At 70.1% G+C, this 22,435-nt stretch carries 21 protein-coding genes; 12 read left to right on the plus strand and 9 right to left on the minus strand.

Annotated elements, in window-relative coordinates:
- Positions 1-5: 5 nt before the first annotated feature.
- Positions 6-971 (minus strand): AAA family ATPase, encoded by a 966-nt coding sequence (locus tag RYH80_RS10605; protein ID WP_370903843.1) that lies wholly within the window; start codon positions 969-971, stop codon positions 6-8.
- A gap of 373 nt (positions 972-1,344) precedes the next feature.
- On the opposite strand from RYH80_RS10605, the gene RYH80_RS10610 reads away from it, so the two are divergent.
- Positions 1,345-3,774, plus strand: coding sequence for a hypothetical protein (locus tag RYH80_RS10610; RefSeq protein ID WP_370903844.1), 2,430 nt, complete (start codon positions 1,345-1,347; stop codon positions 3,772-3,774).
- A 186-nt stretch (positions 3,775-3,960) separates the two neighbouring features.
- On the opposite strand, the gene RYH80_RS10615 is transcribed toward RYH80_RS10610, so the two are convergent.
- Positions 3,961-4,146 carry a hypothetical protein gene (locus RYH80_RS10615; RefSeq protein WP_370903845.1) on the minus strand — a complete coding sequence of 62 codons (186 nt, stop codon included), beginning with the start codon at positions 4,144-4,146 and terminating at the stop codon, positions 3,961-3,963.
- A gap of 239 nt (positions 4,147-4,385) precedes the next feature.
- Positions 4,386-4,514: a hypothetical protein gene (locus tag RYH80_RS10620; RefSeq protein ID WP_370903846.1), complete on the minus strand. Its 129-nt coding sequence runs from the start codon at positions 4,512-4,514 to the stop codon at positions 4,386-4,388.
- 230 nt (positions 4,515-4,744) lie between these two features.
- Here RYH80_RS10620 and sod point away from each other — a divergent pair, with 230 nt between their 5' ends.
- Positions 4,745-5,347 (plus strand): superoxide dismutase [Mn], encoded by a 603-nt coding sequence (gene sod / locus RYH80_RS10625; RefSeq protein ID WP_370903847.1) that lies wholly within the window; start codon positions 4,745-4,747, stop codon positions 5,345-5,347.
- Between the two features lie 209 nt (positions 5,348-5,556).
- Here sod and RYH80_RS10630 read toward each other — a convergent pair whose 3' ends face one another.
- Positions 5,557-6,495 (minus strand): branched-chain amino acid transaminase, encoded by a 939-nt coding sequence (locus RYH80_RS10630; RefSeq protein ID WP_370903848.1) that lies wholly within the window; start codon positions 6,493-6,495, stop codon positions 5,557-5,559.
- Positions 6,496-6,677: 182 nt separating this feature from the next.
- On the opposite strand from RYH80_RS10630, the gene RYH80_RS10635 reads away from it, so the two are divergent.
- The 4 genes from RYH80_RS10635 to RYH80_RS10650 all read left to right on the plus strand — a co-directional run bounded on the left by RYH80_RS10635 (position 6,678) and on the right by RYH80_RS10650 (position 12,036).
- Positions 6,678-7,427 carry a GNAT family N-acetyltransferase gene (locus tag RYH80_RS10635; protein ID WP_370903849.1) on the plus strand — a complete coding sequence of 250 codons (750 nt, stop codon included), beginning with the start codon at positions 6,678-6,680 and terminating at the stop codon, positions 7,425-7,427.
- 100 nt (positions 7,428-7,527) lie between these two features.
- Positions 7,528-8,727, plus strand: a complete 1,200-nt coding sequence (locus RYH80_RS10640) for an MFS transporter (RefSeq protein WP_370903850.1) — start codon at positions 7,528-7,530, stop codon at positions 8,725-8,727.
- Positions 8,728-8,860: 133 nt separating this feature from the next.
- Entirely contained in the window at positions 8,861-11,119 is a 2,259-nt protein-coding gene (purL, locus tag RYH80_RS10645; protein WP_370903851.1) for a phosphoribosylformylglycinamidine synthase subunit PurL, read from the plus strand.
- Between the two features lie 50 nt (positions 11,120-11,169).
- Positions 11,170-12,036, plus strand: coding sequence for a hypothetical protein (locus RYH80_RS10650; RefSeq protein WP_370903852.1), 867 nt, complete (start codon positions 11,170-11,172; stop codon positions 12,034-12,036).
- Positions 12,037-12,148: 112 nt separating this feature from the next.
- On the opposite strand, the gene RYH80_RS10655 is transcribed toward RYH80_RS10650, so the two are convergent.
- A complete protein-coding gene (locus RYH80_RS10655) occupies positions 12,149-12,310 on the minus strand; it encodes a DUF7550 family protein (protein ID WP_370903853.1) in 162 nt (53 codons plus the stop codon).
- Positions 12,311-12,486: 176 nt separating this feature from the next.
- A complete protein-coding gene (locus RYH80_RS10660; protein WP_370903854.1) occupies positions 12,487-13,146 on the minus strand; it encodes a TIGR00266 family protein in 660 nt (219 codons plus the stop codon).
- Between the two features lie 108 nt (positions 13,147-13,254).
- Between RYH80_RS10660 and RYH80_RS10665 the strand changes: the two genes are divergently transcribed.
- Positions 13,255-13,503: a hypothetical protein gene (locus RYH80_RS10665; RefSeq protein WP_370903855.1), complete on the plus strand. Its 249-nt coding sequence runs from the start codon at positions 13,255-13,257 to the stop codon at positions 13,501-13,503.
- A gap of 78 nt (positions 13,504-13,581) precedes the next feature.
- On the plus strand, positions 13,582-14,433 hold the full coding sequence (locus RYH80_RS10670; RefSeq protein WP_370903856.1) for a TatD family hydrolase: 852 nt from the start codon (positions 13,582-13,584) through the stop codon (positions 14,431-14,433).
- A gap of 114 nt (positions 14,434-14,547) precedes the next feature.
- Here RYH80_RS10670 and RYH80_RS10675 read toward each other — a convergent pair whose 3' ends face one another.
- Positions 14,548-15,390, minus strand: coding sequence for a class I SAM-dependent methyltransferase (locus tag RYH80_RS10675; RefSeq protein ID WP_370903857.1), 843 nt, complete (start codon positions 15,388-15,390; stop codon positions 14,548-14,550).
- A gap of 145 nt (positions 15,391-15,535) precedes the next feature.
- Here RYH80_RS10675 and RYH80_RS10680 point away from each other — a divergent pair, with 145 nt between their 5' ends.
- From RYH80_RS10680 to RYH80_RS10695, 4 genes are all read left to right on the plus strand, one after another.
- Positions 15,536-16,117, plus strand: coding sequence for a DUF2150 family protein (locus RYH80_RS10680; RefSeq protein ID WP_370903858.1), 582 nt, complete (start codon positions 15,536-15,538; stop codon positions 16,115-16,117).
- 133 nt (positions 16,118-16,250) lie between these two features.
- Positions 16,251-18,845, plus strand: coding sequence for a hypothetical protein (locus tag RYH80_RS10685; protein WP_370903859.1), 2,595 nt, complete (start codon positions 16,251-16,253; stop codon positions 18,843-18,845).
- Positions 18,846-18,906: 61 nt separating this feature from the next.
- Entirely contained in the window at positions 18,907-20,241 is a 1,335-nt protein-coding gene (gene hmgB, locus RYH80_RS10690) for a hydroxymethylglutaryl-CoA synthase (protein ID WP_370903860.1), read from the plus strand.
- Positions 20,242-20,340: 99 nt separating this feature from the next.
- Positions 20,341-20,682, plus strand: coding sequence for a thioredoxin family protein (locus RYH80_RS10695; RefSeq protein WP_370903861.1), 342 nt, complete (start codon positions 20,341-20,343; stop codon positions 20,680-20,682).
- Between the two features lie 84 nt (positions 20,683-20,766).
- Here the strand turns inward: RYH80_RS10695 and RYH80_RS10700 are convergent, their stop codons facing one another.
- Both RYH80_RS10700 and RYH80_RS10705 read right to left on the minus strand, forming a co-directional pair.
- Entirely contained in the window at positions 20,767-22,008 is a 1,242-nt protein-coding gene (locus RYH80_RS10700) for a M24 family metallopeptidase (RefSeq protein ID WP_370903862.1), read from the minus strand.
- 95 nt (positions 22,009-22,103) lie between these two features.
- On the minus strand, positions 22,104-22,433 hold the full coding sequence (locus tag RYH80_RS10705) for a type II toxin-antitoxin system PemK/MazF family toxin (RefSeq protein ID WP_370903863.1): 330 nt from the start codon (positions 22,431-22,433) through the stop codon (positions 22,104-22,106).
- Between the last annotated feature and the right edge of the window lie 2 nt (positions 22,434-22,435).

The raw sequence follows: 22,435 nt of genomic DNA on the forward strand, positions 1-22,435 counted from the left end.
CCACCTCACTCGACCGGGACGGACTCGAGGGCGGCCTCGGTCACGTCGAGTCCCGTCTCGCTGCCCGTCCGCGGTCTGATCCGGTGTGGGAACACGGTCTGGGCCTCCGTCTGTACGTCGTCGGGGATCACGTAGCCGCGGCCGTCGACGACCGCTCGGGCCTGCGAGGCGCGGACGAGCGCGATACTCCCACGCGGACTGACGCCGAGTTGGGCGTTCTGGCGAGTGTAGTTGGCCAACTCCGTCACGTACGACCGGATCGGCTCGGAGACCTCCACGTCCCCGACCGTCTCGCGTGCACTCTGTAGACCGGCGGTCGTCGCCACCGGCTCCAACGACTCGATCGGGTGGTGGCCGGCCGTCCGGTCGAGCATCACGGTCTCGTCGTCGACGTCCGGGTAGCCGAGCCGGAGTTTCTTCATGAAGCGGTCGATCTCCGCCATCGGGAGTTCGTACGTTCGCCCCGGCTCCACGTCGTTCTGGGTGGCGATGACGGTGAACGGCTCCGCCAACTCGCGCGTGTCGCCGTCGACGGTCACCTGTGTCTCCTCCATCGCCTCCAGCAACGCCGACTGTGTCTTCGGCGGTGCGCGGTTGATCTCGTCGCCCAACACGACGTTGGCGAACACCGGTCCCGGGCGGAACTCGAACTCCTGGCTCTTCTGGTTGAACACGTTCGTCCCGGTCACGTCCGCCGGGAGGAGGTCCGGAGTGAACTGGACCCGTTTGAACTCGCAGTCGACCGAGCGGGCGATCGACCGCGCGAGCATCGTCTTCCCGACACCCGGGACGTCTTCCAAGAGGAGGTGACCGCGCGCGAGGACGGTGACGAGGATGTGTTCGATGGCGTCGTCGTGGCCGACGATCACGTCGGCGACGTTGTCTGCGACCCGCGCGACGAGGTCTGCCGCCTCGTCGACGGGGAGTGCGGTGCGCTCGTCGGCGTCGATGTCGACATCACTCTCGCTCATTGGTCTCTGGGGGGACCCTCCCCCACGTGTGTCTTGTGGGATCGAGTCACAGACGAGCACTGGGGACGGAGCTACCTAACACTGCCGGGACACGGCGTCGGACACTCCAGACCGTCCACACGCCGCGTCGGACGCGCTCGCCCACAGCCGGTGGTCTCGCGGTGGTCGACGCGACCGTCGCGTCTGGGTCTGCGTCCGAGTGTCGCACCTGGGTCTGCGCCCAGGTGTCGCGTGTCACGACGTTGTCACTCTTCCGTCGCGAGCGCGTCAGACGCGTGGCTGCCGTCCGTCGGACGTGTCGCCGTCGGGCGGCCGTCGGGAGGTACCCCTAAGTGGATTCACTCACAGACACTGGTAACTCGGTGGAAACGACGTGAGTTCGACAGAGCAGGTTGGGTTCGTCGAGCGGGTGGTGAGCGCGTGTGAACGCGTCGAGTCGTCGCTGGGTCGGGGGAAGACCGGGCCGGCGACGGCGACGGCGATCCGCGAGGCGGTGTTCGAGGACGTGTTGGGGTACGACGCCGCGGCGGCGAGTCAGTCCGGCGGCGTCGTCCGGTTCGCCGTCGACGGGCGGGTGGCGGTCGTCCTCGCCGCGGCGGGGCGGGGAGCGGACGCGACGGCGGTCGTCGAGCCCGCCTTCGCCGCCGCGGCCGGGACCCCCGCTCGGTTCGTCGTCGCCGCCACGCCGTCGCGCCTGCTCGTGTACGAACGGCTGGACGGGGACGCCGCGGCGGGTGATCCGGTCGGTGCGGCCGAGTCGGGCGACGCGGCCGACGCGAGAGCGGCGGACGGCGACGACCCGGTGGAGACGATCCGTGGTACACCGGCGCGTCGTCGCGCGGACGTGTCGCTCGCGGAGACGGTGGCCGCGGCGCGTCGCGGCCCGCCGTCGGAGACGCTGGACCCCGCTCGCCAACTGCAACTGGCGAAGTTGCGCGTCCTCCGCGTCGACGCGCTCACAGACGGGACACACGACGAACGCGGCGGGGGGGAGCCAGCGGTCGACCCCGCCGACGACGGTGGGTCGGACTCCGCCGCCGGCGACACGGAGACGGGAACTGCCGGAAGCGACGGCGACACAGAGGCGAGTGCGGGCGACGGTGGGGGACCGGAGGGAGCAGTGGACGACACCACGCCGGCGGTGACTGCGGACGACACAATGTCGGAGACGACCGCGACCACCACGCCGGAGACGGACGCCGAAGGCGACGCGCTCGTGGCGACGGCGCTCGACTGTCTGGAGCAGGAACTGGTCCCGGCCGTCGGGCGCGCTCACGAGACCGTCTCGGCGGAGATCGACGACTTCGAGGGCGACCGCGAGGCGGCGACGACCGCGATCGAGCACGCGCTGGCGAGCGCGGAACCCGACGCCGCCGGCCCCGCACGCCGTCGCCTCGTCGAGGTCGACGCGGCCGCCGAGCCCGCCAGGCGGCTCCGTGCCGCCTACGGCTCGTGGGTGCGCGGCGCGCGTCGCACCGGGTTCACGCCTGGCGAGAACCGTCGTGCGTTCGTCCGCGTCACCGCCGCCGCGCTCCTCGACGACCTGTTGCTCGGCCGAGCACTGGCGGCCAACGGTGTCGTCCCGGAGCTGTCGGCCGGCGAGGGACGGCGGCGACTCCGCGAGACGTGGGCGGCGTCGGGGCTCGACCGCGACGCGAGCGACGTGATCGCCGCGGCCCGCGAGGCACGACGGCCGACCGTCGAACGCGCGACCCCGGACCCCGCCGACTGGCTGCTCGCACACGCCGGGAGCGAGACGGACACGGGACAGGAGCGGGTCGCGGACGCGCTCGCCGCGACGATGGACCGGCTCGCTGACTGTCCGTTCCCGTCGTCACCGGCCCGAATCGCGGCGGCGTACGACGATCTCCGTCGGCAGTGGGACGTGCCCGCGGTCGCGACCGGCGACGATCCACCTGCCGTGTCGGGGACGGACCCGACGACGGACACGCCGTCGTTCCCGGAGGCCGTCTGTGACCGACTGTGGGGCGACGAGGGTGTCCGCGGTGCGGCGCCGGCGGTCGTCGACCCGGCGTGTGGCGACGGGCGGTACCTCGTCGCCGCCGCGGCGCGCCTCCGCGAGCGGCTGGCCGACGCCTCCCCGACGGCACGCCTACGAGCCGTCCGCGGGTCGCTCACCGGGGTCGACCCGGACCCGCTGGCGTGTCGCGTCACGGAGACGCGGCTGTGGCTCGAACTGCTGCCGGACCTCGTCGCGGCCACACGCGAGTCGTCGGACCTCGCGCTGGAGCCGCTGCGTGTGTTCCGGACGGACCCGTTGGCGGCGGGTCACGACGGCCGCCCACCGGCACCGGACGCGCTGACCGGGCGGCGGTACGACGTCGTGCTCGGGCGGTTCCCGACGGTGTTGCGGCGCGCGGTTCCGGACGGTCCGGCTGCGGCGGCGTACGCCGACTACGAGACGGCGTACTACACCTACGACCTCTCGGCGCTGTACCTCGAACGCGTCGCGGACTGGCTCGCTCCCGGCGGCCGACTCGCCGCCGTCGTCGCCGGGCGGTTCCGCGACACCCGGTTCGGCGAGAAGACGCGCGAGCGACTGCCGGGGTGGTACGACCTCGCGGAGCTGCGCGAGCTCCCGGGGTCGGCACCCGGCGGGTCGCCGCTGCTCGTGGTCGCGCGCCGGCGCGAGTCGACGGCGACCGATCCGGCGGCACGGCGCCCGGCGGACGGGCACGTCACCGTCGCGGCCGGCCTCGACGCCGCTGGCGAACAACTCCCGGCGGCGGTGTTCGACGCCGACGAGTGGCCCGTCGGAGCGGACGGCGATTCGGACGGGTGATCGGTCGCGAGTGGGGTGTGGTAGACACGCCCCGCTCGTCGCTCGCGGCCAGTGTCGCCACTCGCGGACGAACTGCCACCGAGAGAACGAACTCGGTCGGTCGTCTCGACCCGAACTACGGTCGGTCTGGCCTCGTGCCGGTCACGCGACGGTCGCGCGGCGGGGACGCCGAGCAGACGGCGCTCGTCACGCCTCGGCGGTCAGTCGGTAGTAGACCGCGGTGGCGAGGACGCCGGCCAGCGCCGAGGCGGCTGCGACGGGGTAGGCGGCCGCGGCCATCACCGCCAGCGGCAGGCTGGCGGCGAGGGCAGTCGTGACCAGACTCGGGTCGGTGCGGTGCGTGTCGTCGGTGGAGGGGTGCGTCGGGTGCATCTGTGTCGTGTGTCGGTGTGGTCGTGGACTCGTCGCGACGCGTCGTCGGAGACGAGTCCGGAACGGTACGGAGCGGGGTCGGGACGGTGAGTGACGCGAGTCCGCCGCGGCGCGGGTCACACGTGCCACGGGTGTCGAGAGCGGTGTGGCCGTCGAGACGACGACCCACGAGACTCGACGCCGCGTGTGCGACCGGCCCGCGGCGGCGGACGCGAACTGCGTCCGGCGTCAGCGACGCGTCACGGCGCCGGCCCGACGACGCAGTCCACGTGCTCGCGGGGGTCGATCCGTTCGGGCAGCCCGCCGAACCGGCGGTCGCCGTCCCGGCACCCCGCACGTGCGAGAACCGTCTGGAACGAGTGGATCACGTCGTCGTCACCTCCACCCGGTCGTATGGCCTCCTCGGACTTGAATCTCGCGTGCAGGTGGTACCACGTGACATACACACTTGCCGTCTGCGTCGCCGTTCCCACGGCCGCCCAGACGCCTGCTCGCGCCCCGGGGCGGCAGATTCGACGACTCTACAGACGTGTCGACTCTCGTACACAAAGTCGCTTCAGAGAACGCCCAAGTCGGAGCCGGCCGTACGTCGGTCTGCATGTCGGAGTACGAACTCGACCCACTCCCGTACGAGTACGACGCACTGGAACCGCACGTCTCGGAGCAGGTGCTCACCTGGCACCACGACACCCACCACCAGGGGTACGTCGACGGCTGGAACAGTGCCGAGGAGACGCTCGCGGAGAACCGCGAAGAACACGACTTCGGCTCCTCGGCGGGTGCGATCCGCGACGTGACCCACAACTCCTCGGGTCACATTCTCCACGACCTGTTCTGGCAGAACATGTCGCCGGAGGGTGGCGACGAGCCGACGGGCGACCTGGCAGACCGGATCGAGGAGGACTTCGGCTCGTACGAGGCCTGGAAGGGCGAGTTCGAGGCCGCGGCCGCGGACGCGTCCGGCTGGGCGCTGTTGGTGTACGACAGCTTCTCGAACCAGCTCCGGAACGTCGTGGTGGACAAACACGACCAGGGCGCGATCTGGGGCGGCCACCCGATCCTCGCACTGGACGTGTGGGAGCACTCCTACTACTACGACTACGGCCCGGCCCGCGGCGACTTCGTGGAGAACTTCTTCGAAGTGGTCGACTGGGAGGAGCCGAGCGCACGCTTCGAGCAGGCGACCGAACTGTTCGAGTAAGCCGACCACGTCGCTCCGTTCCCCCGTGGCGACCGATCCCCGACAGTGGGCACACGGATCGGTCGTCGTCGCCGTTCTGCGTTCGACGGTCTATACGAGGAGCGTCCCGAGCGGCGACACGAGCGAGCGTACCGAGCGGTGACGAGACCGGACGGCATACCGAGCGGTGGCGAGAACGAGAGACGTGACCGGCGACGCGAACGAGTGGCCTACTCCACGTAGGTGAACCACTCGTCGTGTTCGTCCGTGCGACGCTCGACGAGGTCGAAGAACGCGGTCTGAAGCTCCTCGGTGACGGGTCCACGCCCGCCGTTCCCGATCTCGACGTTGTCGACCTGCCGGATCGGCGTCACCTCGGCTGCCGAGCCGGTGAAGAACAGCTCGTCGGCGGTGTTGAGTTCCCCACGCGAGATCGACACGTCGTCGTGAACCTCGTAGCCGCGCTCTTCCGCCAGCGTGATCACGGTGTCGCGAGTGATCCCGCCGAGGATCGACTCCGAGAGTCCGGGCGTGTAGATCTCGCCGTCACGCACCAGGAAGATGTTCTCGCCGGGGCCCTCCGCGACGTTCCCCTCCTTGTTGAGGACGATGGCCTCGGTGTAGCCGTTACGGCGGGCCTCCTCCCCGGCCAACAGTGAGTTGACGTACAGGCCGGTGGTCTTCGCGTTCGTCGGGATCTGGCTGGAGGCGTGCTTGCGCCACGAGGAGACCATCACCTCGACGCCGTTCTCCAAGGCGTCCTCGCCGAGGTACGCGCCCCACGGCCACGCGCCGATCACCACGTCCGTCGGACAGTCGCCCGGCGAGACGCCCAGCGAGTCGTAGCCGTAGTAGGCGATGGGCCGGATGTACGCGCTGTCGAGGTCGTTGCGACGGACGACCTCCAGCGTCGCCTCCGTCAACTCCTCGGGCTCGTACTCGATGTCGAGGTCGTACGGCTTCGCCGACTCGTAGAGCCGGTCCAAGTGCTCGTCCCACCGGAAGATCGCGGTCCCCTTCTCCGTGTCGTACGCCCGGACCCCTTCGAACACGCCGGACCCGTAGTGTAACGCGTGCGTCATGACGTGGGTCGTGGCGTCTTCCCAGTCCACGTACTCGCCGTTCATCCAGACGACGCCGTCCTCCTCCATCTGCTCGAAGCCGCTCATACCACCCGCTCGGACCCCCACCAGTATAAAGTGCCAGCAATCGGCCGCTCTCCCCGTCTCTCCCGTGGATCTGTACTCGGTTCCGTGTACTCGGTAACGGGGCCGTCGCGTCGCCCGGCGACCGTGTGACGGCGTCACGCCGGAGCGGAACGTACACGTCGGTCCGGCGAGACCGCCGGAACGTGTCCGATCCACCGCCCGCGTTCCTGACGACGGAGCGACTCGGCCTCCACCCGCCGACGCGCGCCGACGCCGCGTTCGTCCACCGGACGAGTCTCGACGAGCGGGTCTGGCGCACCGGGTTCACCCCGTTCCCGCGTTCGCGCGAGGCGGTCGCCGAGTTCCTCGCGGAGGGTGCCAACGGCGACGACCGCGTCGACTTCCTCGTGCGCGTCCGCGACGGCGACCCCGGAGACGGGTTCACCGACGCGGCGGCGACGCACGCCGCCGACACCGTCGACGAGGTGGCGTCCGACGACGGCAGGGACGGAGTGGTGTCCGACGACGGTACAGACGGCGCGGCGTCCAGTGACGACGACGCGGACGGAGCCGCGGCCGCCGAGTCGGCCGACCGGACGGACGACGGACCGCACCCCGACCCGGCGGGGAGACGCGCCGGGATGGTGTCGCTGACGGACGTGGACTACCGGCGGTCGAGCGCCGAGGTCGGGTACTGGCTCGCGCCGGCCGCACAGGGACACGGCTACGCGACGGCGGCCGTCGAGCGCGTGCTCACCTACGCCTTCGACACGCTCGATCTCCACCGGATCGAGGCCGAGGTTGACGCCCCGAACGACGCCTCCGTCGGCCTGTTGGAGTCGCTCGGGTTCACCCACGAGGGGACCCGCCGCGAAGTACGCGTGCTCGACGGCGAGCGCGTCGACATGCACGTCTACGGACTGCTCGCGCCGGAGTGGGACGACGGAGACTGAACTCCCGAGTGGGACGGCGCGAACCACACCCACCGAGTCGACGCGTGCCGCCTGCCGCCTCCCGGTCGCTTTTCCACGCGCCGACGAATCGGGCGAGTGGATGGGGACGACACTCGGCGAGCGCGTGCGGTCGTTGGTCGCGTTCGACGCCTTGGTGTTGTCGGCGCTACTCTGGTTCCTCGCGAAGTTCCTCCGGTACGCGTTCCCGCCGCTGTTCCCGACGTTCGCGTCGGAGTTCGGCGTCTCGAACGCCCTGTTGGGCACCGCGTTCACGGTGATGATGACCGTCTACGCCGCGATGCAGTTCCCCAGCGGCGCGCTCGCGGACCGCCTCGGCGCGGTGACGGTCGTCGTCGCCGGCGCCTGTGTCGCTGCGACCGGCGCGCTCGCGTTGGTGGTGCCGGTGCCGTTCGCCGCGCTCGTCGGCGCGATGGTACTCGTCGGCCTCGGCACCGGCGCGCACAAGACCGTCGCCGTCAGACTGCTCTCCCGGACCTACCCCGCCCGGACGGGACGCGCGCTCGGCGTTCTCGACACCTTCGGCGCGTTCGGCGGGGTGGCGGCGCCGGCGGCGGTCGTCGCCGTCACCGCCCGCGCCGAGTGGCACACGCTCTTCCTCGCCGCCGGACTCGCCGGACTGGCACTCGCGGCGGCGTTCCGACTGCGTGCGCCCCGCCGAGTGCCCGAACCGCCGGCGGCGACCGACGACGGCGTCGACCCGCGTGCGTACCTCGCGCTGTTCCGGGACGCGCGGTTCGCGACGTTCGTCGGCGTGACGCTGGCGTTCTCGTTCGCGTACAACGGCGCGGTGGCGTTCCTCCCGCTGTACCTCGCCGAGCGCGGGGGGCTCGACGCCGCCACCGCGTCGCTGCTGTACAGCGGGCTGTTCGTCGTGAGTCTCGTCCAGCTCGTCACCGGCGACCTCTCGGACCGCGTCGGTCGCCTCCCGGTGATCGGCGCGACGCTGGGGCTCGCCGCGACGGGCCTGGTCACGCTCGTGGTGCTGGGCTCGGCTGGCCTCCTCCCGTTGGGTGCCGCGGTCGTCGCGCTCGGACTCGGGAGCCACGGGTTCCGCCCGGTCCGCGGCGCGTACCTCTCGGCGGTGATCCCCGAGTCCGTCGCGGGCGGCGGACTGGGTGTCGTCCGCACGCTGTTGATGGGTGCCGGCGCGGTCGCGCCGGCGATCGTCGGGGTCGTCTCCGACCGTCGCGGCTTCGGCGCGGCGTTCCTGCTGTTGGCCGTCTCGATGACGCTGGCCGCGGTGTTGACCGGTGTGGTCGCGCTGCTCGACACGGAGTGACCGGTTTCGACTCGCGGCGGCCGGCGAGTCTCCCGACGACGGCGGCCGGTGTCACGACCACTCGACCCCTCCGAGTGTCCACGAGCGTGTGTACAGAAAGGCCTATCAGACCCACAGGTGAACACGAACGCGAATGGCGCTCGACGACGCGGATCGAGAGTTGGTCGAGTCGGAACTCGGGCGCGAGCCGACCCGAGCGGAGGCGGCGTTGTTCGAGAACCTCTGGAGCGAGCACTGCGCGTACCGTTCCTCGCGGCGGCTGCTGACCGCCTTCGACAGCGAGGGCGAGCAGGTCGTCGTCGGCCCCGGCGACGACGCCGCCGTGGTCGCGGTGCCGACGCCCGCGGGCGACGACGAGGCGTCGGAGGCGGACGACGGCGAGGGGTCGGAGACGAACGACGGCGAGGGATCAGAGACGGACGACGGGCAGGCGTCGGGGACGAACGACGACGAGGCGTCGGAGACGTACCTCACGTTCGGGATCGAGAGTCACAACCACCCGTCGTACGTCGACCCGGTCGACGGGGCGGCGACCGGCGTCGGCGGGATCGTCCGCGACACGATGTCGATGGGCGCGTACCCGATCGCGCTGTTGGACGCGCTGTACTTCGGCGACTTCGACGCCGATCACTCGCGGTACCTCTTCGAAGGGGTCGTCGAGGGAATCTCTCACTACGGCAACTCCATCGGCGTCCCGACGGTCGGCGGGAGCGTCGCCTTCCACGAGGACTACGAGGGGAACCCGCTCGTCAACGTCGCCTGCGTCGGCCTGACCGACGCCGACCGACTCGTCACCGCCGACGCGAAACGACCGGGGAACCGGCTCGTCTTGGTCGGGAACGCGACGGGCCGCGACGGCCTCGGGGGCGCGTCGTTCGCCTCCGAGGACTTAGACGAGGACGCCGAGACGGAGGACCGCCCGGCCGTGCAGGTGGGCGACCCGTACGCGGAGAAGCGGCTGATCGAGTGCAACGAGGCGCTGTTGGACGAGGATCTGGTCGTCGCCGCACGCGACCTCGGGGCCGCCGGGCTCGGCGGGGCCGCCTCCGAGATGGTCGCGAAGGGTGGGCTGGGCGCCGAGATCGACCTCGGTGCGGTCCACCAGCGCGAGCCGAACATGAACGCGACGGAGATTCTCCTCGCGGAGAGTCAAGAACGGATGTGTTACGAGGTCGCGCCCGACGACGTCGAGCGGGTCCGCGCGCTCGCCGACCGGTTCGACCTGGGCTGTTCCGTGATCGGTGAGGTGACCGCCGCCGACGCGTTCGTCTGCACGTTCGACGGCGAGACGGTCGTCGAGGCCGACGCCGAGTTCCTCGGTGACGGGGCACCGGCCAACGATCTCGAACGCGCTGCGCCGCCGGAGCCGGAGCGGGCCCTGCCGGACGTTGGGGTCGCCGAGGCCGTCGAGACGCTGCTCGCGAGTCCGAACACGGCCTCGAAGGAGTGGGTGTACCGGCAGTACGACCACGAGGTCGGCGTGCGGACGGCGACGCGGCCGGGCGACGACGCGGCCGTGTTGGCGCTGCGGGAGGCGGACTGCGGGCTGGCGCTGGCGGCCGGCTCGGAGCCGAACTGGACCGCCGCCGCGCCGTACGAGGGAGCGCGTGCGGTGGCCGTCGAGACCGCGACGAACCTCGCGGCGAAGGGGGCGGAGCCGCTGGCGGCCGTCGACTGTCTGAACGGCGGTAACCCCGAAGACCCCGAGACGTACGGCGGCTTCGCGGCCGCGGTCGACGGGCTCGCGGACGCCTGTGCGGCGCTGGACCTGCCGGTGGTCGGCGGCAACGTCTCGCTGTACAACGACTCCGAGAGTGGGCCGATTCCGCCGACGCCGACGCTGGCGGCCGTCGGGACGCGGCCGGACGCCGACGCACCGCCGGCCGCCGCGAGCGGCGACGGGACGCTCGTCGTCGTCGGGGACCCCGTGCTGGGTGGTGACGCAGAGCCACGACTCGGCGGCTCGGAGTACCTCGCGCAGTTCGGTGGCTCGGACCGGTTCCCGGCGCCGCCCGCGGAGCCGCGCGCGACCGTCGACGCGGTGCGAGAGGCGGTCGCGGCCGACCACGTCCGGGCGGCCCACGACGCGAGTCACGGCGGCTTGCTCGTCACGCTCGCCGAGATGGTGACACCGGACGCGGGCGTGTCGGTCGCGTTCGACGACCCGAACCCGCTGGCGCGGGCCGTCTCGGAGCGTGCGGGGCGCGTGGTCGTCGAGACGACGGCTCCCGACGCACTCGAAGCGTCGGTGCCGGCGGACGTGCCGACGGCACGGCTCGGGACCACCGACGAGACGGGTCGGTTCGAGGTGGGCGTCGGCGCGGAGACACTGACCTACGACGCCGCGGAGATCGCCGACCTACGGGCGACGATCGAGCGCGAGCTGGCCTGAGGTCGTCCCGCCGTCGCCGGATTCAAGCCACCAGCCGCGGAGACGCGGACGTGAACAGACGCCGCCTCCTCCAGTACGGCCTCCCGGCCGTGTGTGGCCTCGGTGGTGTCGGCGGCCTGCTGACGACGAGTCTCCGCGTCGAGGCGTTCGACTTCGAGACGAGTTACGACCGGCCACAGTTCCCGTGGGCACTGTGCGTCGTCGACGGACGCGATCCGGATCACCCGAACGAGGAGCGACCGGCCGAGACGACGCCGGTGTCGTCGTTCGCGCCGGCGGTCGACCGCCGGCTCCGATCGGCCGCGGCCGACGGAGACACCGGGTTCGAGCGCGAGCCGACCAGACTCCGTGCGGCGCTGTCGGACGTGACGTGGGTCGACGGGTTCGCCGACGGCGAGGTGCGTGCGTTCGCGGTGGTCCCGACCGGCGCCGACGGCCCGCCGCCAGTGGCCGTCGAGGCGACGCGCTCGGGCGACGCCGCCGCGCCCGCGTCGCCGGTGACCTTCGGGTTGACGGCGCGCAACCGGAGCGAGCGTACGGTGGTGGTCCACGCCGGCCCACGACCCCCGTTCGGTGCCGTCTGGCTCGACGAAGTCGACGGGACGACCGGTGACGGGTTCCCGCTGTTCCCACCGGACGAACTGCTGGCGCACGCGCCGTGGCTGAGTCACGCCGTCACCACGCCCGGGACGAACGAGCGGTACGAGCCCGGAGACGCGACGACGCGGCGGTACCAACTCCGGGCGACCGAGGAGGCAGCCGAGCCGGGGCGCTACGAGGCGACCGGTTCGTTCGGGTTCGGGACGCTCGTCCCGCCGGGACCGGACGAGGGGGACATCCAGGTCGCGTCGTCGCCGTCGGTCGGCACGTGGTCCGTCGAGTGGACTGCGACGGTCGAACTCGGTCGCCCGTGGTAGCTCGACCGCGAGCGGTGCCAGTGGCGACGGCGGAGACGACGCCGCCGGGAGTCGACGCCGATTCGACCCGACGCTCGGAGCGCGAGCGGTGACGGCGGTGTGCCGTCGCCGCCTACCCGAGGAGTAAAAGCGGCAGTCCGAAGACGACGAGCAGTCCCACGAGCGCGACGACGGCGCCGGTGCCGACGGCGGACGTCGAGAACGCCTGCATCGGGCTGGTGACACGCTCGTCGTCGAACTCCTTGTAGTGGTCGTGGTCGTGGTGGTCGGCCATACTCGCGGGTGACGTGCGCGGCCACTTGACCGTGCCGTTTCGACCGGTCGGACTCACTCGTTCGGCGTCGCCGCCGGATCCACCACTCGGCCGGCGTCGCCGCCAGGTCCGGCACTCGGCCGGGACCCTTCGACCGTTCGGGACGACTCGACCGCACCGCTCTGGGCGGCGACGACTCAGGCGGTCGACTGACGGAAGACCGCCGGGTCCCGCGTCTGGAGCCAGACGCGGCCGGACCCCTCGAACCGTGTCACGAACCCCTCGCCGCCCAGCAGTGTCGACTTGATCGAGGAGTCTTTCGTCCGGCTCACGTCCAGGGACGCCGTCCACGCGAGGAGGTGGTCCTCGTCGACCACCAGCGGTGCTCCCTCGTCGACGCGCTCCGAGCGGAGTCCGCCGAACGCGGACAGGAACGCGCTCCCGTCCCCGGCGAGTCGGAGGACGGTCACCTCGCCCGACGAGAGGACGTTGCCCGCCTCGTTGGCGGCCGTCGACTTCTCGACGCCGTCCGTCCAGGCGACGACACCGCCCGACTGGACCTTCAGCGGCCCGTCGGCACCCACGTCGAGCCGCGTCACGTCGCCCGGTTCGTCCGGCGCGAGCGTCACCGTCCCCGGGCCGTCCGTCGCGGTGAACGTACTCTCTAGGACGTCTCGTTCGTCGCTGAGCGCGTTCGTCACGAGCCCCGCGACGCCGTCACTGGTGCCGCTCGTCTCGCTCTCGACGGTCGCGGACCGCGAGAGGAACGCACCCGGATCGGCAGTCACCGACTCACCCTGATCGAGCGACACGACGACCACCGCACCGACGGGTCGGTTTTCGACCGTGAACTCCATACACGGGTGGACGGTGGGTGACGTGTAGTATCCGACGGCCGGTCTCGCACAGCGAGACACTCCCTGCGACCCGAACCACTTTGAACGACTGTGCACACGGCGGGAACGATGCCGACGAAGACGACCGGGTCTCACACCGCCTCCGCGCTCGTCGCACTGTTCGCCAGCAGCGTCCTGTCGAAGTACGTTCACGCGGTGACACCGTCGTTGACGGAGGCGTCGACGACCGCGTTGCGGGTCGTCGACGCGATCCCCGCCGTCGCCGTCCCGACGGACACCCGTGCCGCCGGTGCCGTGTTCGTGATCGTCGCCGTCACGGTCGCGTGGGAGGTCGCCCACTGGATCCGAACGCGGTGACTGCAGAGTCCAGGCTCTCCGTGTGGCGCCCGTCCGCTCCGTCACACGTACAACCGACGCCCACCAACGAGTGCGTCGATGGAGCGACTCGACACACCCGTCTTGGACGACCACCTCCACCTCGACCCCGAGCGGGGCCGTGGGATGGACGCCGTCGACGACTTCGCCCGACTCGGCGGCACCCACCTCCTCGTCGTCAACAAGCCGTCGTGGCACCTCGGGGACCTCCCGGCGGCGGGCGAGGACTTCGCGCACGTCTTCGATACGACCTGCGACGTGGTGGCACGCGCAGACGAGCGCCTGCCGGGGCGCGCCTGGCCCGTGTTGGGTGTCCACCCGGGACTCGTCTCGCGACTCGTCGAGGACGGGTACGACCCGGAGACCGCCGGCGAGATCATGCGTGCGGGGCTGTCGCGGGCCGCCGACTACGTCGCCGACGGCCGCGCGCTGGCGTTGAAGTCCGGGCGCCCACACTACGACGTGTCCGACGCGGTGTGGGCGGCCTCGAACGAGACGACACGCCACGCCTTCGAACTGGGCGCCGAACACGACTGTGCCGTCCAACTCCACACGGAGGCGTCGCGCGAGCAGTCCGACCTGGCCGCGTGGGCCGAAGAGCGGGGACTCCCCGCTCACCGCGTCGTCAAACACTACGCGTACGGGGAGTTGACGGGACCGACGCCGAGTGTGATGTGCGAGAAGGAGTACCTGCGGACGGCGGTCGACCGCGGCGAGCCGTTCCTGATGGAGACGGACTTCGTCGACGACCCGGACCGGCCCGGTGCGGTGATGGGGCCGAAGACGGTGCCGCGTCGCGTCCGGTGGCTGCTGGCGGACGGCCACGACGAGGCGGTCCGTCTCGCCCACGTCGAGACACCTCGCGAGGTGTACGGGATCGACACCGAGGCGACGCTCGACCGCGACGACTGAGGCGAGAGCGGGAGCCGACCAGCGAAATTGGGTACCCGGCGACGAGCGGGGGCCGACGACGACCGGGGGCCGGCGACGAGCGGACAACCGGCGGCGCTCGGCTCGCGACGACACTCACTCTGCCGGTCGCGCGACGAAGACGGTCCGGGCGTCGTCGTCGGGACCGAAGCCCTCGTGTGTCTCCACGGACAGGCCGGCGTCGACGAGTGCCGACCGGACGGTCTCGTCGTCGAACGGCGTCATCGGACGACTGTCGACGAACGGCTCGCCGTCGGGTGGGAAGACGACGGCGTCCCAGTCGAGTCGGCCGTCGGGGCGCGGATGCATCTGGACGATCCGGGCGTACGTCCCGGCGGGGCCTTCGCCCACGTCGAGCGCCGGGTAGTCGTGACCGTCCGGCGGGAGATCGGACACGTCGAAGACGAGGAGGCCGTCGTCCGCCACGCGGTCCGCGAGGGTGGCGACCGCCGCGTCGAGTGCCGCAGGTGGGAGGTGGTTGAGCACGCCACGGAACGCGACGACCACCGGGAAGGTGCCCGCGACCGGCAGCTCCGGGAGGCCGCCGACGACGAAGTCGGCGTCGAGCGACGGTGCCTTCTCGCGGGCGTAGTCGACGACCGCCCGGTTCGGGTCGACGGCGGTCGGCGCGAACCCCGCCGCCGCGAGTCGTCGGGTGTGCTCGCCCGTCCCGCACCCGACCTCCAACAGCGGGACGCCGTCGACCTCGGTCGCGGGGTCGTCGGTCTCGGCCAGACACGCGTCGCCCGTCCCCGCCACGGCCCCGTCCGCGGCCGCCACATCCACGGCCGCTCCGTCCGCGACTGCTCCGTCCGCGACCGCGCAGACGCCGTGTCGCTCGGCGGCCGCCAACAGGAACGACACGTCGCGGTCGTAGTCCCACTCCGACTGGATCGTGTCGTACAGCGCCGGGAACTCCGAGTACAGGCGGTCGGTCACACTCCCCGGTCGCGAGGCGAGCGACGAGAGTCCCGCGGGCGTTCTCGCCGTGTGACACACCCCAGGACCCGGTGTGGGCCGTCGTGACGGGCACGAGAGGGGGCGATACGGAGGGCTTATGCCGGAGGCACCGAACGTCTTGCGTATGAGCGACCCCGAAGAGACGTTCTACACCGAAGAACGGTGGCAGAACTGGCTCGACCGTGTGGACGACCAGGACCTCGACCCCGAGGAGGAAGACTCCGCACGGCTCCTGCTCAACCTCCAGAACGACACGGCCATCGCCGTCGCGAAGATCCTCGCGGCGTTCGACGACGGCCGCCTCGACGAGGACGCGGCCGTCGAGGAGATCGCGGGTGTCCGCGACGTGGTGTTGGCGGAGGTGGAGATGGACGACGAGGAGACGACGATGCTGATCGACGGGGTCCAGACGAGTCTGGTGCCGGTGTTCTACGCCGCCGAGGAGTACGTCGTCGGCGGGACGCCCGAGGAGGGGACCGTCCCCGAGTACGTCGACGCCGCTGCCGACGCCGAGGCCGCCGAGGATGTCGACGCCGCCCTGGGCTACCTCGTCCAGGCGGGCACGCTGATCGTCGACGGCGCGGAGCTGCCGATGGAGGTCGTCGAGGACCTGGAGTACGGGCTCGTCTCCGAGTGGGTCAACGGACTCGACTCGCTGCAGACCGCGCTGGCCGACCCCGAGGTCGTCGAGGAAGACGACGACTGAGCCGCCGCGCGTCTCTCTTCTGGGGTCTCCCGCCGTCTCGTCACCGCCGGGCGCGAGTACACGCGTCGCACGCCAGAGGACGGCGTTCGGCGGTGGCAGCAAGCTTATGCCTCGCCGAGCGGAAATTGGTGGTATGTCGTTTTGGGGGGACGACCGGTCGCAGTCCGTACAGGTAGGGGCGATTCTCCTGTTCGGGTTCGTGATCATCGGGATGTCGACGTACCAGGCGACGGTCGTCCCGTCACAGAACGAGGAGATCGAGTTCGGCCACGAGCAGACGGTGCGGTCGGACATGATCCAGGTCCGCAACAGCGTCGTGAGCACCGGCACCACCGGCGAGACGGCGCCGACGGAGGTGAAACTCGGGACGCGGTTCCCGAGTCGGACGCTGTTCATCAACCCGCCACCGGCGGTCGGGGAGTTGAAGACCGGGCCACCACGGAACGTGACGGTGAACTTCACGCGGGCGACGTTCCAGAGCCCCTACCCGGGCGAGACGGACGACTTCTGGGCCGACGAGAGTGGGGATCTCCCCGCACGGGACGGGAACTACTCGACACGCGCCATCCAGTACCGGTCGAACTACCGCGTGTACGACGGCGGTGCGGCGAACGTCACCGTGGAGTTGGGACACGCCTACGCCGGCTACGAGAACGGCCGGACGGTGAACCTCACCAGTTCGCCGGTGTTCGTCTCCGGCGAGCGTGTCACCGTCTTCCTCGTGAAGGGAGAGTACCGGAAGACCGGTGTCGACACGGTGTCGGTGGACCCGGAGGCGATCTCGACGGTCCAGCGACGCGAGTCCGTGGAGAACTTCTCCGTCGTCGTCCCGACGCGGCTGGAGCCGGGTGCCGTCCGGTCGCTGCTCGACCAGCAGTACGGGAGCGGCACGTCGGTCGGCACGCTCGGCAGCAGTGCGGACGTGAAGGTCGGGCCCGCTGCGGGCAGTGATCGGGTCAACGTGACGTTCACCAACCGGACGTACGCCTTCGCCGTCGCGGCCGTCGAGTTGGACGAAGACGGAGACGACGAGGCAGACGTGCCGACGAAGGCGAGTTCGCTCGATCCGGTTTCCGTCGAGGCCAGTGTTCAAAAAGGCTCGACGGCACGGGTCGTGTTGGAGGTCCGCGACCAGTTCGGGAACCAGAACACGAGTGCGTTCGTTCGAGCGAACAGCACCACCGGGTCGTGGGTCGGCGGCAGTGGGACGACGCTGAACGAGACAGTCGACGGCGACGGGCGAGTTGCGTTCGAGTTCGACACCCGTCCCGGCAACGTCTCGGCTGGAGCCGAGTACGCGCTGAACTTCACCCTCAATCGGTCGCTGTCGCCTGGGGTCGTCGGTGACGGATCGTTCGACAACACGACCGGCGAGAACGTGACAGTGCGTGTCTCTGTGACACCGGGTGGCGGCGGCGGTGGTGTCGGAGACTCACCGTACACCCTACAGTGGCGAGGTACCGAGACTGCGGGGAACACGGTGCTCGACTACTACGCTAGCAACGACACGTTGGTAGCCAGTGGACGAGACGAAGGTGAGACGATCCAGTTGACGACACTCGTCAGTGACGACGAGGGACCGTTGAACGGGGTGAGTGTCGACTTCGCGTCGAACAGCTCGACGGCTGTGTCGTACCCAGGAAGTTCCTCGGTCGACACGAACACTGAGGGGAAGGCGAACGTCACCGTCTCGCTGGACGAGAACGGGACGACTCGTCTGATCGCGTCGGCGACACAAGGGTCGGACGACATCAACCTGAGTGTACGGAACCTCTCTCCTACTGGCCCTAGTCCTCCCGCAGGCCCACCGTCACCGGGAGTCGTCTACGCAATCGGTGGCACGCTTCGCACCGTCGATGAAGAGGGACGGATCGCGACCTACGACACCGGTGGGAACGCCCCGAAGGCGTTCGGCCCGATGAGTGCGGACTTGGACGGTGACGGGAAGAAGGAGATTCCGTACGTGACGAACAGCGGCAACGAGATCAAGATCGTCGACCTCGACAACGAAACCCAGTCGGTGGTCACTGGAGACATCAAGAACACGGGATTGGGTGTCGGCGATCTTGACGGGGATGGTAACCCATCCCTCTTCTTCATCGATAGTGGAACAGATGAAATAAAAAAGGTCGAGTCGCCGGTAGGGTCAGGCACACCCACGCGGTTGGATTCATCCCCAGGTGGGAGTACAAACTATATAACCGGTGGCAGTGTCGCCGGAATAGCTGATTTCAGTGGCACTGCACACCTGATTTACTATCAGTCTAACCGTGTCAAGTCAGCGGAGGGACAACCCGGAGGGGGGCAGCGAGATGTGAAATCGGTGGAAACACTCGTCGGCGATTCGGGAATCTCTGTCGAGCAGGAGTCCGTCGGTTCCCCAGGCGACTTTGACGACGACGGTGACGACGAAGTTCCGTTCCAGGTCCAGAGCTCTCCGTACCTCCGGTACGCCGAGAGTGATTCTTCGTTCACGTCGTTCACTGGAACGGACGACGAACCGAAGTCTGGTTCTATCGGCACGTTCGATATTGAAGGAGACGGGTCTATCGACGCCGTGTACATCAATAGCAGCGAACAACTGACCTACGTGAACACGAACATCTCACCCACGACGGTCCCTTCGGAGGATGGCATCATCGAACCGGTCGACACGGACACTGGTGTGGCCGACCGAGAGCCCGTTCCACTCGAACCGGCGACGTACACACGCCTCCGAACTGAGTAACGACATCTGTCGAAAACGAACATCGACAGACCAATAAGCCAGTTTCACCAACGGGACGGGTATGACAACCGTCGGGATCGACGCCGTCGAGATCTGGACCGGCAAACTCAAACTGGACCTGCCGGAGACGTTCGCGCCAGCACAGGGTGACGATCCGGAGAAGTACACGAAGGGGCTGGGGTTGGAGGCCTCCTCGTTCCCGGACACCTACGAGGACATCGTCACCATGGGCGCGAACGCGGCCAAGCGACTGATGGACCGGAAGGGGCTCGCGCCCGACGACGTGGGCCGGATCGACGTGGCGACGGAGTCGGCGTTCGACAACTCGAAGCCGGTGTCGACGTACGTCGCCGGCTGTCTCGAACAGGTGTACGACGGCGACTTCCACCACGCGAACAAAGGCGAGCGGAAGTTCGCGTGTATCTCCGGGACGCAGGCGTTGGACGACGCCTACAACTGGATCGCGGCCGGACGGAACCGCGACCGCGCGGCGCTGGTGATCGCGACGGACACGGCCTTGTACGCTCGCGACTCCTCCGGCGAGGCGACGCAGGGCGCCGGCGCGGTGGCGATGCTGATCGACGAGGACCCGAACCTCGTCGCGCTCTCGCACGAGCAGGGGTACGGCAGCGCCGACGAGACGGACTTCCTGAAACCCCAACAGCAGTTCCCGAGCGTCGACGGGAAGCGGTCGATGCAGGTGTACCTCGCGCGGATGCGCGAGGCGCTGGAGGACTACGAGTCGCAGGTGCCGACGCACCCGGACGACTTCGCGTACGTCCCCTTCCACACGCCGTTCCCGGGGATGGTGCGGAAGGCCGGGCTGCTGGGCTACCGGCACATCCTCCGGAACACGGACCTGGAGGACGCCGTCGCCGACGAGATCGGCCGCCAGCCGCGCCAGGAGTCGTTCGAGGATCGAGAGGCCTACGAGGAGGCGATCCAGGCGTACATGGACGACCTGAAGGGGACGGACCGCTACCGCGAGTGGTACGACGCGACGATCGAGCCGACGCTGTCCATCTCGCGGCAGGTCGGCAACTGGTACACCGGCTCCGTCCACCTCGCGCGCGCCTCGGCGCTGAAGACGGCCGCCGAGACGGGCCGCGGGCTGACGGGCGAGACGCTGTTGGTCGCCTCCTACGGCTCCGGCGCACAGGCGGAGATCCACGCGGAGACGATCCAGGAGGGCTGGAAGGCAGAGATCGAGGCGCTTAGTATCGACGAACAGCTCCGGCGACGGTACGACCTCTCGTTCGAGGAGTACGAGGAGGTCCACGACGCACACAACCACGACCTCGACAGAGAGGTCGAGGAGTTCACCCAGCCCAGCGGGGAGTTCGTCCACGCCGGGTGGGGCCGGATGAACGAGCGCAAGTACGAGTACGTGGAGTGACGACCCACACTCGATCGCGAGGCTGACAGGATTCACGCCCGGTCGCGACCGGGACACGACCGCGACGGAGACAGGTACGTTCGACACGTTCTACGACTCGTGACGGAGCCCACCACACGACCGCGGCGGATCGACGGGGCGCGGCTCGCCGACGAGATCGCGAGCCACGACACGTTGCTCGTCCAGTTCTACACGGAGGGGTGTACGCTCTGTGCGTCGATGGAGCCGGTGCTCGACAACGTCGTCCGCGAGACAGGCGTCGACGCCGTGCTCGTCAACCCACGCGACGCCGCCGGACTGGTCGAGCGCCACCGGATCACGAGTGTCCCGACGCTCGCGCTGTTCCGGGACGGCGAGGAACTCGCCCGCCTCGCAGACGGGTTCGTCGCCGGCGACCGCCTGACGAGCTTCCTCGCGGACAACGGCTTCGACGGCGCCTGAGCCGTCGCGCCCGGTGGTGACTCCCGAGCCGTCGCGCCCGGTGGTGACTCCCGAGCCGTCGCGGCGACCCGCGTCCCCGCCCGATCACCACGCCGCGGAGCGGTCCCGCGGCGTGCTCCCGAGCGGGTACGGCTGGAGCAGTTCGTAGCCGTCCTCGCGGATGACCACCAAGTCCTCGATCCGCACTCCGCCGTGCTCGGGGTCGTACACGCCGGGTTCGACTGTCACCACGTCGCCGGCCGCGAGTGACTCCGAACCGGACAGCGACGGCGCCTCGTGGAGCGACAGCCCGACCCCGTGACCCGTCGAGTGGGTGAAGCCGACCTCCTCGGAGTCGATCCGGAAGCCGTGTGCCGCCAGTTCGGCGGCCGCCTCCTCGTGGACCGTGCTCGCCTGGACACCCGCGCCGGCGGCGAGTTCGTCGAGTGCCGCCTCGCGGGCCGCCTCGCAGGCGACGTACGCGCGCCGCTCCCAGCCACCCGGTGCGGCGACGACGAACGTCCGCGTCACGTCCGCGTAGTAGCCCGCCGGCCCGCGCGGCGAGAGGTCCAACAACACCGTCTCGCCGGCGAAGATCGCGTCGTCCCCGACGTAGTGGAGGTCCGCGGCCGTCGCCCCCGCACCGATCACGGAGTTGCCCGACGGGTCGACGCCCGCGGCGGCGAGCGTCGCGTTCACTTGCCGGCGGAGGCGTTCGGTCGTCAACGGACGCCCGTCCCAGTGGAGCCGGTCGTCGTCGGCGACGCTCGCCCGGGCGAGCACCGTCTCCGCGCGAGCCAGCCCGCGAACGGCGGCCCGCTGGACGACGCGGTGGCGTTCGATCTCGGCGTCGGTCTTCGTCCGCCGAGCCCGACTCGTGGCGTCGCTGGCGGTCACCTCGTAGCCCGCCGCCTCCAGTCGTGCGACCGCGTCGTGGCGGATCTGTGCGGGCACGAGCACGGGGCCCGAGACGCCGGCGTCGGCCAACACCGCCGCGGCGCGCTCGCCGGCGGGGTCGCCGACGGCGTCGGTCCGCACCGCGTCGCCGGGGAACTCCCGCCGCGCCTGCTCGGCGAACAGTGCCGGCGCACACAACACCGTGTGGCCGCTCGCGCTCGACCGTGTGGACCCGGACGACGGCTCGCTCTCGGCGGTCGTGTCGGCGTCGTCGGGCAGGAAGACGAACGCGTACGGGCGATCCGGCCCGCGGAACCGCGTCAGGTACCGCATGTCGTCGTCCGTCCGGTCGGCGACGTGGACGAACGCCCCTGCGTCGCGGTCGGCGACGGCCGCCGCGAGCTCCTCGTACGTGGTCGTCGGTCGCCGACCGCGCGTGTCCTCTGTCACACCTCTCTCGCAGACCGCGAGAGACAAAAAGCGGGTCGTTCGTGGGCTCGGTGGTCGCGTGGACGGGAGAGTGAGTACCGTGGCTGGGGCCTGTGTCAGGTCGGTTCCGTCAGCCGACGAATTTCGCCGGCGACTGCAGAGACTGTCTCGTCGTCCACCTGTGCGACACGCTTCAACACTTCACCGTGTGAGAAGACGTGGAGCGACCACGGGCTCGCGTAGCTCGGCGAGATCTTCAGCTCCCCCTCGGTCAGCTCGGATTCGGTGAGTGTGACGGTACGGTCTCGTTCGGTCGACGTCACCACACAGACGGTGTACCGTTCGCCGTGGAACGGACGGCGGTCGTTCGAGACGACGAGGTACGGTCTCACACCGCCGTTGAACGTGGCCGGTGCGAGCACCACACTCCCCTGTGCGTACGCCACGA

Source organism: Halobaculum sp. MBLA0147, assembly GCF_041361345.1.
In the GTDB taxonomy this organism is placed as follows: Archaea; Halobacteriota; Halobacteria; order Halobacteriales; family Haloferacaceae; genus JAHENP01.